Raw genomic sequence first — 15,215 nt, forward strand, 5'->3', positions numbered from 1 at the left:
TTACAAAAAGTAATTTATTTGGTAAGCACTTGACGCAATCGATTCAATAATTTTCGTTTAACACGGCTTACCTGCACGCGTGTTCTACCAGTCTGCTTAGCTAAGCTAGTAACCGTTTGTGTTCCTAATAAGTTATCAAAAAATATTAGTTGTTCTAATTGCGACATACACACTACTTCTCCAGCTAATATCAATTGATTATCCCAATTTGTTAGCTGCACATTTTCCTGACTCACCAATTCTTCCTGATGTTCACTAATGCGTTGGTCTTTACGTAATAAGTCCAATGTGTGCCACATGATTTTGCGGAAACTGAGTCGGTCAATTTCTTGACGCGATTTTGAACTTGTACTTAACATCTGGGCATAAACTAAAATTCCTTCTTGCAATAGGTCATCATAGTTAGTATAGTCCAATCTGACATTGACTGCTTTTAATGCGCCCCTAACTAATTTTTGGTTTTCCCATGCAGTGATAAATGCTGCTTTACTAATCTTCATTGTGTGACATTTCCTCATTTTCAAGTTTTGTCACAAGCGCTTGTGCAAATATAGATTAGCAAGGTATATTAAATATCCAAAACCAGCTTTTAGTAAGCGGTATCATATGAAATAAGAGGAATCATGCTGACTATTTAAACTAACAAAATTTAGTGCCACCTAGCTTAATAGGGCCTACTTACTGGATGAAAAAAGTGCAAAAAAAGACTTCGCAAAATTAATTCACGAAGTTTATTCCACAAAATCTCAAAAAAAGGTATCACGTCTTTTACTCAAACCATAAATTGTTTGATGATCTTTAATCACAAAGGTTAATTCGTAATATGCCGCTAATTGCTGGCCATAACGCAAATGTTGCTTATTGAGCAAATCCGAAGAGAGCTGTTGCAATGACAAATGTTCAAAAGTAGGATGTGGCATAAAGAATGCCTGCTGATCAATCATTGAGTCACTTGCGGCAGTTTTAACCTGCCACCCAGATAATTCTTCCAAATATCGTTTACCCAGCTCAAAAATAACGTGGTTATAGTACAAACCATCACACACTTTGGTGCCAATATAGCGACTACAGTTGCTAAAGCTAAATGTATAAGCAATTTGATTATATTTCAAAGATTTGAAAATAATTCTCAGTCGACCATCTAAGTCAAAGTCACGCATCTGCTGCAAGGCAATCTAATCATTATTGCCAGCAGTATAGGTGTGCATTGAGAAAAAGGCTACTTTTCCTGTCGCAATCACGCATTGCGATTGCAACTGCAATTTGCTAGCCAATTCTCTTTGGAATTCAATTCCGCCAAGTAAACATTGCCGACCATATGCAGTAAATAACGCACAAGTACTGCGTTTGCTAAGGACAATCCCCTGTTTGGCGTCCAAGATTACACTTTTATACTTACCAAGTAATGGTTCTTTTTGAAACTCATATATAGCAATAGTATCCAAGTTAATTAAATAATCAGCGTTACATACCAGATAAGGATCTAATTGCGGATCTTGCCCGATCTGCGCCTGCAATAGCGCCTTCGACCAATCATGATATTTAGGATCTTGTGGTAAATTCCAACTGGTCTGTTTAGTTTGGGGCAACTGTGTGTCCTCCTTTAATAAGTTTTATAAATCCCATTATACTTTATATGTTATCGCTTGCATAGACTTTAGCGTATAATTATTTTATTATTTGATAAATAAAATTTTAGCAACTACTCATAAAGCTAATAATTTTGCTCAAGGCTTAATAATGCTCCATGTCAGCTGTTCTCAATTAGATTCTAAAAACCAGTAATCAAAAGACACCCCCTCAAGGATGTCTTTTAGTACTTTTAAAATAAATCTGCATGGCTACCTGTTCTAATTAGTATCAAAGTGTCTTGTTCAACTCTATAAATTAATAACCAATCAGACTTTATATGACATTCAAGAAAATTATCATAGTTTCCCGATAAACCATGGTTTTTATATTGACGGTCAAGTTCATGTCCTAATTCAAGTTCATGGACAACTTTTTAAGCAAATACATTTCTAACCCTTGCTTATTACATCTTTTGACATCTCGCTTGAACTTACCAGTTGCTTTAATCTGAAACATGAATTAAATTCCTAATTCATCCCATAACTCTTTGGAATCGTTATAGGCTTTAGTCTTAGATAAATCCTCATGCATTGCTTGTAAGGTTGCATTATTAGGCTTGTCTGGTTTTTTAACTTCAAATGGAAGTCCATCATTCAATACAATTTGCTGATAAAACATCTTTAAGGCTGTAGATCGATTAAGACCCAAGTCCTTTAAAATTCCTTCTGCTTTATCCATTAATTGGCTATCCATACGTGCTTGCAAAGTTTTATTCATCATTTTCACCTCACACAAATTTTAGCAATATTTCACGCTTTTAGCAACACGTTGTAACTACATAGTAGTGAAAAAGGCAGCACCATAAACAAAGTTAGAAAACCGAAGAATTGTATAATTACAACAAAAAAACAACGTTCGAAATTGAACGTTGTTTTTAATTAGGAAACTAATTACTTCAAGTTAGCTACTTTGACATAATGACCCTTGCCAATTGAAGCAAACTTCTTACCCTTAATCGTCTTAGTACTAAAGGTCTTAATCTTCTTACCTTTCTTCAAGACTTTCTTGTTAGCACGTTTGCCATTCTTGTTGTAAACATAAGCATTATGCTTTAACTTAGTTTCAGTACCCGTAAAGTTAGCAGCCTTGACGTATTGACCATCGGCAATTACATAGTATTTCTTGCCTTTGATAGTCTTAGTGCCAGTAACTTTGACATCAGTGCTCTTCTTCAATACCTTCTTGTTAGCACGCTTACCATTCTTGTCATAAACATAGGCATTATGCTTCAAAGTCTTGGTAGTTTCAGCTGGAGCGGCTTCGCCAGAGTTGTTATCTGTTGGCTTTTCAGTATTAGCTGGTGCTTGGGTTGGTGCAGATGAAGTGTCTGAACCGGTATTGTTGTCACTTGGATTGGCTTTCTTAACTACATAAACAACCGTACCATTTGCATCTTCTTTGTCAGGGTACTGCGCATCAATTAAGCCTTGCTTTTGACCCTCTTTAAGTTCATCAGTTTTAGCTAAACGATATTGACCCTTAGTTTGTGCAGCAACAAAAGTTTCAACATCAGCTGTTGTAATCTTATCTCCTGCAACATGATCCTTACCAGTAAACACACCCTTGACATCTTTACCGTCAATAGTTAGTTGCTTACCGTCCGTTGTCTTGAAGGTAACGTTAATATCAGCAGCTGGTTTGGCTTCTTGCTTAGGTGTAACATTAATCTTTACTTCAACTGTTGCAATTACTTTATTACCAATTTTTACTTCAACATGAGCTGTTTGTTCACCGACTTTACTAGTATCGATTTTATCCTTATCTGTCCAAGTTACTTGTGCATCTTCCGGCAACTCTGGATCTGATTTAATCGCAGCTTTAGCATCTGTATCAAATGTTGCACCCTGCTCCAACTTAATTGTGTCTGCTGATGTAATAGTATATTTAGTTTCCTCAGTTGGGACTGCTGGCTTTTCTAGCGCATCATAAATATCTTTTAATTCAGAAATCTCAGTCTCACCAATACTTTGATTCATCTTATCTAAACCAGACATCACGGTTCCCAAATCAGTCTTGACACCTGTACCTGCTAATTCAGTTGTTACTGCTAAAGTATCGTTGTAAATCTTTTTAATTTTTTCTGAATCCGTGCTAATAAAAGACCAATCGTCTACTCCTCCAGGCAAGTCTTGGATATCAGCTAAAATTACTTTGATTTGATTCTTAAGAGTCTGATACTTATCAGCTGGTAAATCTTTTCTTAATTGTGCTAAGCCACGATAGACATCGGTCATACCAGGACGTAACTTCTTAGCAAGATCTCCAATTTTCTGCTTAGTAACATCAGAATCACCACTTAACGCTTCCAATGCCGCATAAACATTCTTTAGCTGGGCAACTTCAGTCTCACCAATCTGACTATTAATATCTTCAGCGCCATGTAAGATAGCTACTAAATCAGTCTTAACTCCGGTGCCCGCTAATTCATCGGCAATCTTGACTGCATCATTATAAATACCACGTACATTTTCATTACCCAATGCAAAAGGATTATTACCTATATTTTCTAAATCCTTTAAATTAGCTAAAATATCCTTAATATCATCTTTAACAGTTTGATACTTATCACTTGGTAAATCTTGCTTTAAATTATTCAGCCCATGGTACATTTTAGAGATTCCTGGATGGAACTTTTGAGCAAGATCTCCTGCATCACTTGCTGCTGGATCATCCGAACCTTTTAAGCCTTCAATTGCCGCATAAATATCTTTTAGTTCTTTAATTTGATCGGAACCTAAACTTTGATCGATCTTTTCGGCACCATGCAAAATGTTGACTAAATCAGTTTTAATACCTTTACCCTTGAGAGTATTAGTAATAGCAATTGCATCATTATAAATGCTGGTAATATCTTTTGAATTATCAAATATATAATTTAGTCCACTGCCATCAACAGGTGGCAGCCCTTGAACCTTAACAAGAATATCATCAATCTTAGGCTTTACTTGTTGATATTGATCAGAAGTCAGCTTCCCTTGCAAGCTACTTGCCCCTTGGTAGACCTGCTTAACTCCGTCATGCATTTGGTATAAAACATCGGCAAGTTCTTTTGAAAGTTTGCTAGATTCATCAGTTTTATCAGCTTTTGCTGCCTTTTGAGCAGATTTAGTTGTTGCCGCTGCTACTATATTACTTGAGAATACCGTGCTGCTGCCTAACATACCGACTGCAACAGTACCAACTAACAAGTTCTTAGCTAACTTATGCAGTCTGCCTCCCTTAAGACTCTTAGCAACATCTTTTTGCAACTTCCGTTTTCGATTAAAGTTCATTCTTTCTATACTTCCTTCATTAAAATCTTAAATTACTAAAAACACACAAAATCAATTTATTTACTATCAAACTGATAAATCTTATAGTAAATTAATTAAGCGTAGTATAGCACAAGCTTTTAAAACATGATTTCATTACATAACGCTTATTCTAAAAATATATTCCTTTATAATGAATTTTTAGCACAAAGAATCATGTAATAGCTTGACTTTTATGAAAATGAAAACGGTAAAGCTTAAGTTTTATAACAAAATTAAAAAATAATAACAAATTTTATATTTGTACCTTTAACATGCTATTAAAGCATAAAAAAAACAACGTCCAAAACTGAACGTTGTTTTTAAACTAGAGATTAATTATTTTAAGTTAGCTACCTTTACGTAATGACCATTACCAATTGAAGCAAACTTCTTGCCCTTGATAGTCTTGTTACCAAAAGTCTTAATCTTCTTACCCTTCTTCAGAACCTTCTTATTAGCACGCTTACCCTTCTTGTTGTAAACATAAGCATTGTGCTTTAATTTAGTTTCAGTACCCTTGAAGTTACTTGCCTTAACGTATTGACCATCAGCAGTTACGTAGTACTTCTTACCAGCAATTTGCTTAGTACCAGTAATTTGTACGTCAGTACCTCTCTTTAGAGTATCACTACCAATGCGGTTACCATTTTCATCATACAGTGCAGCATTATGTTTCAGAGTCTTAACTTCAGTATTTGCATCAGTATTATTTGCTGGTTGATCTGGCTTAGCTGGTGTGTTATTTGCTGGGGTTTGAGCAGGAGCAGCTGGAGCACTTGGTGCAGGAGTAGCTGGGGTTTGAGAACCATTGTTATCAGTTGGCTTATTGTTGTCACTAGGTTTATTAGTATCACCAGGCTTATTAGCTGATTCCTTCTTAACTACATAAACAGTAACGTTCTGCTCTTCATCAGTGTATTGAGCATTAGTCAAACCTTGTTTTTGATCCTTGCCTAATTCTTCAGCTGTTGCTAAACGATATTGTCCATTTGTTTGTGAGTTAACAAAAGCGGTTACTACAGAATCATTAATCTTGTCACCTGCAACATGGTCTTTACCACTGATGGCACCCTTGATATCTGTTCCATTAATAGTTAGTTGCTTGCCGTCTGTTGTCTTGAAAGTAACGTTAATGTTAGCAGCTGGTTTTGCTTCTACTGGCTTATCTGTTGATTCTTGTTCAACAACGTAGACAGTCACTGTTTGATCTTTATCTGTATATTTAGTATCTGTTAAACCTTGTTTTTGTCCAGGTTTAAGCTCATCGTCTTTAGCTAAACGATACTTACCACCAGTTTGTGAACTAACCAATGATTCAGCAAGTTGTGGAGAAACTGTTTCGCCAGCCTTGTGACCTTCACCTGAAACTTCACCGACAGCCTCTTCACCATCAACAGTAGCTGGTTTTCCATCTACTGTTAAGTATTTAACCTTGATATTACCTGCATCTTTAGCTTTCTTAGCTAAAGTTACTGTTATTTCTTGATCTTTATCTGTAAATTGTAAATCCTTGATACTGTCAGTATCAGTAAGCTCATATTGACCTTGTGTATTTGCATTAACGACAGCTTCGATTAGACTTTGATTTATCTTATCGCCTGCTAGACGATCTGTTCCAGGAATCACAGCACCATCAATTGTCTGAACCTTGCCAGGCTTCTCAGGATCTTCGACTAAAACTTTTCCACCATCTGCAGTCACAAAATTAATTGTAACATTGCCTGCTGATGCCTTTTTAACCACATAAACATCTACTGATTGGTCAGTAGCATCAAATTGGGTGTTTGCTGTCAAGCCTTGTTCTTTACCAGCATCCTCCAATTCCTTAGCAGTTGGTAAACGATATTCACTGCCTATTTGACTTTCAATAAACTTATTTACAAAGTCACTGTTAAGTTTATCACCTTCAAGTTGACCTGACCCAGAAATCGTACCTACAGCGTCTTCTAGATTACCGTTTTTATCAGGGAATTGTACAGCGGTACCATTAAGAGTCTTGTAGGTTACTTTAATATCTTTAGCTGGAGCCTTTTTAACCACATAAGCATCTACTACGTGATCTATTTCAGTAAACTCAGCACCTAGTAAACTTTGCTCTTGACCTTGGTTAAGTTCATCAGTTGTAGCTAGACGATATCCGCTACCAACTTGATCATTAACAAGTTTTTCAGCAGTTTCTTCGTCAATCTTATCACCAACTTTATGGTCTTTACCAGAAAGTGTAGCTACAACGTTTTTACCATCTTTAGAAACTGCTTTGCCATCTGTAGTTTTGAAATTAACCTTGATATCTCTAACTTTGTTTGTATCAGTTGCTGTACTTGTATCTGCTGCATTAACAACACTAGCTGCATTGCTTAAGCCCAAGCCACCTAATAAACTACCAACTGCAACAGTTCCAACTAATAAGCTGCGTACTGATTTACGTACTTTACCAGTCTTTAGACCCTTAGCAACGTCTTTTTCTAATTTTCTTTTACTATAAAAGTTCATTTATATCCTCCGACCTATATTTTAGTAATTAAACTATAAATTAATAACACTAGTTATAGTATTCCTGCATATTAATATAACATACGTTGCTGATTAATGAAAGCATTTAAATAAATTTTGTTATTTTTTAGCTATAACTTATTATAAACTTCAATAAAAATAATAATTAATGCACAAGATAATTTAATAACGTGTTATTTTACATGTGATAACTTTGCCTTATTTCAAATTAGCTACCTTAACGTATTGACCTTTGCCAAGCGAGGCGTAAAGCTTACCTTTGATTTTTTTATTACCAAAAGTCTTAACTTTCTTGCCCTTTTTAAGTGTCTTTTTACCAATACGTTTACCATGCTTATTGTAAATATAGGATTTGCGCTTTAGCTTGGTTTCAGTACCCTTGAAGTTGCTTGCTTTAACATATTGACCATTATCAAGTTGGTAATATTTCTTGCCAGCAATTGTTTTTGTGCCGATAACCTTGACCGTTGTACCCCTCTTAATTGATTGAACACCGGTCGGATTACCATTTTCATCATAAACAGCAGCATTGTGTTTCAAAGTTTTGGTGGTTACATTTTGATTAGTATCCGTAGCTGATTTGTCAGGTTGACTCGGCACTTCATTAGCTGGTGTTTGAACAGGAGCTGATGGCACATTATTAGTCGAATTGTCAGGAGGGGTAGTTGGTGCTGGAGTCGCTGGTTTATTGGCTGTTGGCGGTGTGGCTGGTTTATCCTGCTTAGCCTTAACTTCAACCGTAACTGGGACACTTGCAATCGAATCATCTAAGAAGATCACTTGGACATGTGCAGTTTGTTCACCAACAAAGTTAGTATCAATCTGATCATCCTCATCCCAAACTACTCTTGCAGAACTTGGCAACTTAGGAGATGCAGTAATTGCATCTCCAGCAGCTACATTGAATTTAGCCCCTTGTTCAAGTACAATCGTTCCCTTAGCTTTAATTTGATATTGATCTTTTTGTGGTATTTTGACATCTTTAACAATAATCAAAACTGGTACTACTGCTGTAGACTTATCTGCAAAAGTTACTTTGACCAAGCCTAATTGGGCACCTGGATCATCCGTCTTAATCTCATTAACCCATTCAGCACTTGCATCTTTTGGCATACCAACAACTGCATCTTCGGCCTTAACATCAAATGGTTGTCTTTGGTCAACCAAGACAACATCTTTGCCCTTAACAGTTGACTCTGTGGAATCATTGACTGCGTTAACTACAATTATGACTGGTACTTGCTGCTTCTTGCCATCCGCAAAAGTAACTTCGACATAACCTAATTGTGGACCTGCATTGTCTGTCTTAATTTCATTGACCCAGTTAGCTGTTGCTCCTTCGGGAAGCTTGGTTACCGCATCTTCAGCCTTAACCGTAAATGGTTGCCCTTGCTTAACTGTAATAACACCTTGAGGCTTAATTACTGTTGACACAGGATCTGCTGGATCAGGAGTTTCTGTAGGAGTAGTTGGCTCTGCAGGCGTTGTTGGTGCACTAGTGTTTGGAGTAGTTGCCTTTTCCTTTACATTGACTAAAACTGGTACTTGATCCGATGAACCATCTTTATAAGTAACTTCAACATTGGCTATCTGATAACCGACCTTATCAGTCTTGACGTCATGCGTCCATTTTGCTGTTGCATCTGCCGGAAATTCTTCAATTGCGTCTTTAGCTGAAACAGTGATTTCTTTGCCTTGTTCAACTTCAATTGTAGACTTAGCTGTTGGATTATACTGCTCTGCCTCTGTTACTCCTGACGTCTCGGATTTTTTAACAACATTAACCAAAACAGTGACAACAACAGATGACCCATCTTCAAAAGTTACTTTGACATAAGCTAATTGCGGTCCAATATCTGTAGTTTTCGGGGTATCAACCCATTTAGCTGATACTGCGTCAATTGGATATGTTACTGCATCTTTAGCACTGATATTAAACTCTTCGCCTTGAGTAACTTCAATTGTTTTACGTGCTCTAATATCAGCTTTTTGTGCCTGTGTTTGATTGGGCTCATTAGTTGGAGCCTCAGTCCCTGCTTGAACAGACTGAGTGTTTGAAGCAAAAGCAGTCCCTAAGCTTCCTACAACTAAGGTGCTAATTAATAAACTCCTAGCTGCTCGGCGTAATTTGCCACTTTTAAATCCTTTTGTAAATTCTTTTTGTAATTTTTGTTTTTGATAAAAGTTCAATGCAAATCCTCCATTTAGAATTTAATAACATATGTTTTATAATCTTATGAACAATATAACATATGTTATCATTTAATGAAAGATCCCAAAACGCGATTTAAAACATAAAAAGCAAAGGAAATTTTCCTTTGCTTAATTAAGTCGATTGATCATAGGACAACAAAAATAAATACAAAAAAGCGAAGGAAAATCCTTCGCTTTTTCGAAATATATGCTAGAAGCTAACTATTTAGCGTTCTTAGGATCATCAGCGTTTACAGCCTTGATGAACTTCTTGTTACCAATTCTGTAGAACTTCTGACCACTCTTAAGAGTTACAGGAGAACCGTAAACTAATACAGTTTCACCCTTCATCAGCTTGTTCTTGTTAGCACGTTTCTTGCTAGTCTTGTAAACATATGAATTGTGATTCAAAGTTACATTGTGACCATCAACATTGTCAGCATCGATGTATTCGTTGCTGCCAGTCATGTAAGCTTCAGTACCATCGTTCAACTTAGTCTTTTCACCGTAAACAGTTACATCCTTGTAAGTTGCAATTCTCTTATCGCCTACACGCTTGTGATCTTTGTCATAAACATATGATGCGTGCATAACAGTCTTAGTTGATTGAGCTTGAGGCTTGTATGAACCATCAATGTATTGAGATTCAACGAATTCGTTGCCATCTTTCTTGTTGATACGAGTATAGTTCTTACCACCAACTGAGATAGTGTCAAAAACAGCTAATTGAGTACCATCAGCAACAGTAGTACCACTTTGAGTAGTTACTGCATTACCGTTAATAGTGTATACAGGAATGCTTAAGCCCTTTTCATATTGAACTGTAGCATACTTTTGGCCTTTAACACCAACAGTTAAATCAAAGGTAACCTTTGAAGTTAAACCAGCTGGGTTAGTAGCAGTTAAAGTAACTGGATATTTGCCAGCAACCTTAGTATTTACCTTGCTTGCATCAACAGTAATTGGAACTAAAGTCTTGTTAGCTTTAGAAATTGTTGCACCAAAGTATTCGCTAATAGCTTTAGTATTTACGACACCATTGATTGGAACGTAATTAAAGCTTTCATTGCCCTTTAGTTCATAAGTGTCAACACCAGCTTTAGCATCTGAAACAACACCAGCATTCAAAACACCAATTTGTGGGTAAGCTGAGTAAGCACCATCAGCTGTTGCAGTAGTATGAACAGTAATTGGCAAAGTAGCAGTAGAACCATTTGAAGCAGTCACTGAAAGTTTAATTTCAAATGAGTTTGCTGGTGGGTTAAATTTACCATTCTTATCAACAGTAACGTTAGCGGCCTTCAAAGCATCTTGAACTGCAGCAACAACGGAATCTTTATCCCAATCAACAGTCGCAGCATTATCACCAACTGCATCAACCTTTGGCGTATCAGTGGCCATAATTACATTAGCCAATGAATCTACCGAAGAAGTACCAGTTAACGTAACTGCATCAGCAGTTACTAAAGCATTACCATTGTTCTTTGAAACAAAATAAACATTACCCTGAGCAGCACTATCTACAGCGTAGAATTTAGCACTTGCTACATCAAAGTTACCTACATTAAGGCCATATTTAGCTTCGCCGCCGTTAACCTTGTATTTGCTAGTTGCGTTTAAGCCACCCAATGAAACATTCTTAGCAACAGCAATGTATTGCTTGCCTTTTTCAAATTGACCAACAGCCTTAGCATTCTGAGCAATGGTTACAGTACCATTAGTAACAGTTACATCTTTTGCCTCGTAAACATATACTTTAGCAATAGTGCCTGTTGCTGGGTTAACTTCACCGTTAACAGTTGCAGTACCAACATCAGTAGTCAAGTTTACTTTAGCTGCTGAAGGTTTATCTCCAACTTTTAAGCTTGAAGCATTGGTTACAGTTAACTTAACGTTAACATCTTGATCCTTAGCAGTTGCTGGTGTACTTGTACCATCAGAAACATCGAGGTTGTTAGTAGTATTATCCGCTGGAGCAGTTGTATCAGCAGCATAAACGCTAGAAACAGTTGAAGCGACAACAGGAGCAACAGCTAATAAAGCAGCTGCAGTTGCGCTAACAATTCTTAAATTTTTCTTCATGTGGTCTTCCTCCTTGTGTATATACAAAATCGTAATAGACTATAGGTCCAGTCTCTTTGAGCCTACATTGTTACAACATCTTTCAAATCGAAATCATAAGTTTATAACTCTTATGAGGTAGCTTTCTCAACTGAAACATGCGCATGCGTACAGGTTAAGTGCCTGAAGCATAGCTATTACTTACCACGCTTCATATTGTACTAAGGTTTGGGCAAAATTGCAAGGTAGACCACTATTTTACACACTTTTGTAACAAACGCTTACACTTACTTATTACAAGAAAATTTTTATTAATAGTGCTTAATCCTTATATAATAAGAACCAATTGCCCTTTCATTAGCTTACAATAACGTCTATTATTCTATTTAGAAAATAAATTTTACAAAATAATAACAAAATTAACTAAATTGACAAGTAGCTTCTCGAACACTCAATAACTTTTCTTTCCTTACTAATATTCTATTCTGCATTAAAACTACTTTAGCAATCAATAAGCCATGTATATCATAAATCATGGATGGCTATCTAGCAGTCCTGCTAAACTGCCATCAACTTTAAGTAAACTAGTATGCTATAATTATACTTGAATAAGCAACGGAGTTTTATAAGGGCGTGGCTGGTTTCTTGGAAAGGAGACGGTGCTTATGGCACGAAGTCTAATGAAAGGAACAGCCCAGAAATTTATACAGTTTCTGCTAAATAAAAATGTCAAACAAAGATTTCGATCTTTTACTGACACTGCTAGAACTTCTCAACAATTGGCTAATAGTAATTGTACAAATGAATCTAAACGATTCATTTGTCTCTTTCTTAGTCATTGGCGACATAGTCTTAACAGTTTGGTTGATAATAAAACGACCAAAAAAATAGCTGCCCCACATATAACTTTTGGCAGAGTTATGGGATAGCTATTTCGTTAACCTATAATTACAGCCACCGCTCTTAAAAGCGAGGTTGCTTATTCAAGAAGTCCTACTCGAATAGGACTTCTTTTTATTTATAAACCTTATTATAGCACCTTGCTTAACTGCGGGCAAGGTTTACACCAACCAAACTAATAACGATTCCAAATAAGAATTATGGTACAATTATTTAGAACTCTCAGTCAACAATAGTTTTGAGGGCGGTGGCTGTATCTTGGAAAGGAGACGGTGCCATATGCACGAAAAGTTTTCAGAAGGGTCTTACAGTCTTGAATGTCACCGATGCGCTAACTTTGATGTTAGCCTTTGGCATGTTTATTTTGGCTTTGCTCGATTATCTCGACAATCACCAAAAATAATTGCATTCAAAAAGCCGCCTATATCAACTTTGGCTAGTTATGTAGCGGCTTTTTAGCAATTATATAATCCAGCCACCGCCTTTGAAGCGGGTACTGTTTGTTCAAAGGAAGTCCTATTACAAGTAGGACTTCTTTTTATTTATAAATTTTATTATAGCACCTTACTCAGCCAGTAGCAATTCTAGCAGGACAATATGCTATAATTATCACTTAGATAAGCAACGGAGTTTTATAAGGGCGTGGCTGGTTTCTTGGAAAGGAGACGGTGCTTATGATGGCACGAAGTCTAATGAAAGGAACAGCCCAGAAACTTACTCAGTTTCTGCTAAATAAAAATGTCAAACAAAGATTTCGATCTTTTACTGACACTGCTAGAACTACTCAACAATTGGCTAATAGTAATTGTACAAATGAATCTAAGCGATTCATTTGTCTCTTTCTTAGTCATTGGCGACATAGTCTTAACAGTTTGGTTGATAATAAAACAACCAAAAAAATAGCTGCCCCACATATAACTTTTGGCAGAGTTATGGGATAACTATTTCGTTAACCTATAATTACAGCCACCGCTCTTAAAAGCGAGGTTGCTTATTCAAGAAGTCCTACTCGAATAGGACTTCTTTTTATTTATAAACCTTATTATAGCACCTTGCTTAACTGCGGGCAACGATCCAATACCCCAATCAAAAAGTCTGACAATTAACATAATTAATTGCCAGACTTTTTATTCTATCCACCAAAATACACTTGTTGGACTTCAGGATTAGCTAACAGCTCTGTTCCCGTCCCAGTTAATTGAACTTGTCCAGTAGCCAAGACATAACCACGATCAGCGATAGAGAGTGCTTGTTTAGCATTTTGCTCAATTAGCAAAATGGTTGTCCCTCTTTGATTTAATTCCTTAATAATAGTGAAGATTTCTTGAATAAATAGAGGAGATAAACCCATTGACGGTTCATCAAGCAGCAGTAACTTAGGTTGCGCCATGAGTGCCCGTCCCATTGCTAACATTTGTTGCTCACCACCAGATAAGGTGGCAGCATCTTGATGTTGCCGCTGCTTTAAAATCGGAAATCGTTCAAAGATTTCATTATAGCTCTGACTAACATCGTCATGACTGCTTCGCAAGAAAGCACCCATTTGCAAGTTTTCCAAGACAGTCATCCCAGCAAAAATGTGACGCCCTTCTGCGACCTGAGAGATACCTGCTGACACAATTTGTGGAGCAGTCTTTTTTTGCATTGCCTGACCTTGATAGACAATTTGACCAGACTTAGGCTTTAGCAAACCCGAAATCGTCTTAACGATGGTCGATTTACCAGCACCATTGGCGCCAATTAATGTAACGATTTCGCCTTCATTAATCTTAAAGCTAACACCTTTAACGGCTTGAATCACACCATAATTAACCGCAAGATCATTTACTTCTAACATCGCCATTAATCGTCACCTTCTCCCAAGTATGCCTTAATTACTGCAGGATCATTTTTGACTACATCAGGCGATCCACTTACCAAGATTTGCCCTTGATCTAGCACATAAATGCGCTGCGCCAAATTCATAACTAGCGACATATCATGTTCAATTAGCACAACAGTAATTTTGAATTGTTTCTGCACTTCTTTAATTAAATTAGTTAAATCTGCTGTCTCCTCTGGATTCATCCCTGCCGCTGGCTCATCTAAGAACAAAATTTTCGGTTGCGTGGCTAAAGCACGGACAATTTCTAATCGCCGCTGCGTACCATAAGGCAAATTCTTTGCTAGCGTCTGTTCATCTTTAGTCAAATCAAATAACGCCAATAATTTTTGTGCAGCAACTTTCATCTCATGTTCTGTTTGATAAAACTTAGGCAACCGCAAAATTGACGTCAAAAAGCCTTCGTGATACTTGTTGGTCATTGCCGTCAAGACATTGTCCATGACCGTCAAATCTTTGAATAAGCGAATATTTTGAAAAGTTCGCGACAATCCTAAATCTGCAATCTGAGTCGCATTCTTTTTGGTTAAATCATACTTTTGATCACTAGATAACGTAATTTGACCGCTAGAAACAGGAATCATCCCAGTTAGTAAGTTAAACAGCGTAGTCTTACCAGCTCCATTGGGACCAATTAATGCAATCAATTCAGACTGGTCAAGGTGCATTGACACATCGTTAACGGCAATTAAACCACCGAATTTTCGCACGACATGGTCAACTTGTAGTAAGTGACTCAT

At 36.8% G+C, this 15,215-nt stretch carries 12 protein-coding genes and 1 pseudogene; 2 read left to right on the plus strand and 11 right to left on the minus strand.

Annotation, left to right across the window (positions count from 1 at the left end):
- Nucleotides 1–14: 14 nt before the first annotated feature.
- The 9 genes and pseudogenes from OZX56_RS08305 to OZX56_RS08345 all read right to left on the minus strand — a co-directional run bounded on the left by OZX56_RS08305 (nt 15) and on the right by OZX56_RS08345 (nt 11,714).
- On the minus strand, nt 15–500 hold the full coding sequence (locus OZX56_RS08305) for a sigma-70 family RNA polymerase sigma factor (RefSeq protein WP_277139554.1): 486 nt from the start codon (nt 498–500) through the stop codon (nt 15–17).
- A gap of 246 nt (nt 501–746) precedes the next feature.
- A complete protein-coding gene (locus OZX56_RS08310) occupies nt 747–1,169 on the minus strand; it encodes a hypothetical protein (protein ID WP_277139555.1) in 423 nt (140 codons plus the stop codon).
- Nucleotides 1,170–1,175: 6 nt separating this feature from the next.
- Complete coding sequence (locus OZX56_RS08315; protein ID WP_277139556.1) at nt 1,176–1,589, minus strand: hypothetical protein; 414 nt, start codon at nt 1,587–1,589, stop codon at nt 1,176–1,178.
- Nucleotides 1,590–1,822: 233 nt separating this feature from the next.
- Nucleotides 1,823–2,088, minus strand: a pseudogene (locus OZX56_RS08320) (type II toxin-antitoxin system YafQ family toxin).
- A 3-nt stretch (nt 2,089–2,091) separates the two neighbouring features.
- On the minus strand, nt 2,092–2,352 hold the full coding sequence (locus tag OZX56_RS08325) for a type II toxin-antitoxin system RelB/DinJ family antitoxin (protein ID WP_277125601.1): 261 nt from the start codon (nt 2,350–2,352) through the stop codon (nt 2,092–2,094).
- Between the two features lie 170 nt (nt 2,353–2,522).
- A complete protein-coding gene (locus OZX56_RS08330; RefSeq protein WP_277139557.1) occupies nt 2,523–4,904 on the minus strand; it encodes an SLAP domain-containing protein in 2,382 nt (793 codons plus the stop codon).
- 357 nt (nt 4,905–5,261) lie between these two features.
- Nucleotides 5,262–7,418: an SLAP domain-containing protein gene (locus OZX56_RS08335; protein WP_277139558.1), complete on the minus strand. Its 2,157-nt coding sequence runs from the start codon at nt 7,416–7,418 to the stop codon at nt 5,262–5,264.
- 219 nt (nt 7,419–7,637) lie between these two features.
- Nucleotides 7,638–9,629 carry a Rib/alpha-like domain-containing protein gene (locus tag OZX56_RS08340; protein ID WP_277139559.1) on the minus strand — a complete coding sequence of 664 codons (1,992 nt, stop codon included), beginning with the start codon at nt 9,627–9,629 and terminating at the stop codon, nt 7,638–7,640.
- A 225-nt stretch (nt 9,630–9,854) separates the two neighbouring features.
- A complete protein-coding gene (locus OZX56_RS08345; protein ID WP_277139560.1) occupies nt 9,855–11,714 on the minus strand; it encodes an SLAP domain-containing protein in 1,860 nt (619 codons plus the stop codon).
- A 644-nt stretch (nt 11,715–12,358) separates the two neighbouring features.
- Here OZX56_RS08345 and OZX56_RS08350 point away from each other — a divergent pair.
- Together OZX56_RS08350 and OZX56_RS08355 are read left to right on the plus strand one after the other, a co-directional pair.
- The gene (locus OZX56_RS08350) at nt 12,359–12,622 is read left to right on the plus strand and encodes a hypothetical protein (protein ID WP_277139561.1); all 264 of its coding nucleotides are present in this window, start codon (nt 12,359–12,361) and stop codon (nt 12,620–12,622) included.
- Nucleotides 12,623–13,267: 645 nt separating this feature from the next.
- Nucleotides 13,268–13,534, plus strand: coding sequence for a hypothetical protein (locus OZX56_RS08355; RefSeq protein ID WP_277139562.1), 267 nt, complete (start codon nt 13,268–13,270; stop codon nt 13,532–13,534).
- Between the two features lie 191 nt (nt 13,535–13,725).
- Here OZX56_RS08355 and OZX56_RS08360 read toward each other — a convergent pair whose 3' ends face one another.
- The gene (locus OZX56_RS08360) at nt 13,726–14,430 is read right to left on the minus strand and encodes an ABC transporter ATP-binding protein (RefSeq protein WP_277140371.1); all 705 of its coding nucleotides are present in this window, start codon (nt 14,428–14,430) and stop codon (nt 13,726–13,728) included.
- Nucleotides 14,431–14,435: 5 nt separating this feature from the next.
- A complete protein-coding gene (locus tag OZX56_RS08365; protein WP_277139563.1) occupies nt 14,436–15,215 on the minus strand; it encodes an ABC transporter ATP-binding protein in 780 nt (259 codons plus the stop codon).

This window comes from Lactobacillus sp. ESL0684 (assembly GCF_029392675.1).
GTDB lineage: Bacteria > Bacillota > Bacilli > Lactobacillales > Lactobacillaceae > Lactobacillus.

Excerpts from the sequence above, each read along its gene's own strand:
- OZX56_RS08305 (WP_277139554.1), bottom strand. The coding sequence starts at position 500 with ATGAAGATTAGTAAAGCAGCATTTATCACTGCATGGGAAAACCAAAAA.
- OZX56_RS08325 (WP_277125601.1), bottom strand. The coding sequence starts at position 2,352 with ATGATGAATAAAACTTTGCAAGCACGTATGGATAGCCAATTAATGGAT.
- OZX56_RS08330 (WP_277139557.1), bottom strand. The coding sequence starts at position 4,904 with ATGAACTTTAATCGAAAACGGAAGTTGCAAAAAGATGTTGCTAAGAGT.
- OZX56_RS08335 (WP_277139558.1), bottom strand. The coding sequence starts at position 7,418 with ATGAACTTTTATAGTAAAAGAAAATTAGAAAAAGACGTTGCTAAGGGT.
- OZX56_RS08345 (WP_277139560.1), bottom strand. The coding sequence starts at position 11,714 with ATGAAGAAAAATTTAAGAATTGTTAGCGCAACTGCAGCTGCTTTATTA.
- OZX56_RS08350 (WP_277139561.1), top strand. The coding sequence starts at position 12,359 with ATGGCACGAAGTCTAATGAAAGGAACAGCCCAGAAATTTATACAGTTT.
- OZX56_RS08355 (WP_277139562.1), top strand. The coding sequence starts at position 13,268 with ATGATGGCACGAAGTCTAATGAAAGGAACAGCCCAGAAACTTACTCAG.
- OZX56_RS08360 (WP_277140371.1), bottom strand. The coding sequence starts at position 14,430 with ATGTTAGAAGTAAATGATCTTGCGGTTAATTATGGTGTGATTCAAGCC.
- OZX56_RS08365 (WP_277139563.1), bottom strand. The coding sequence starts at position 15,215 with ATGAGTCACTTACTACAAGTTGACCATGTCGTGCGAAAATTCGGTGGT.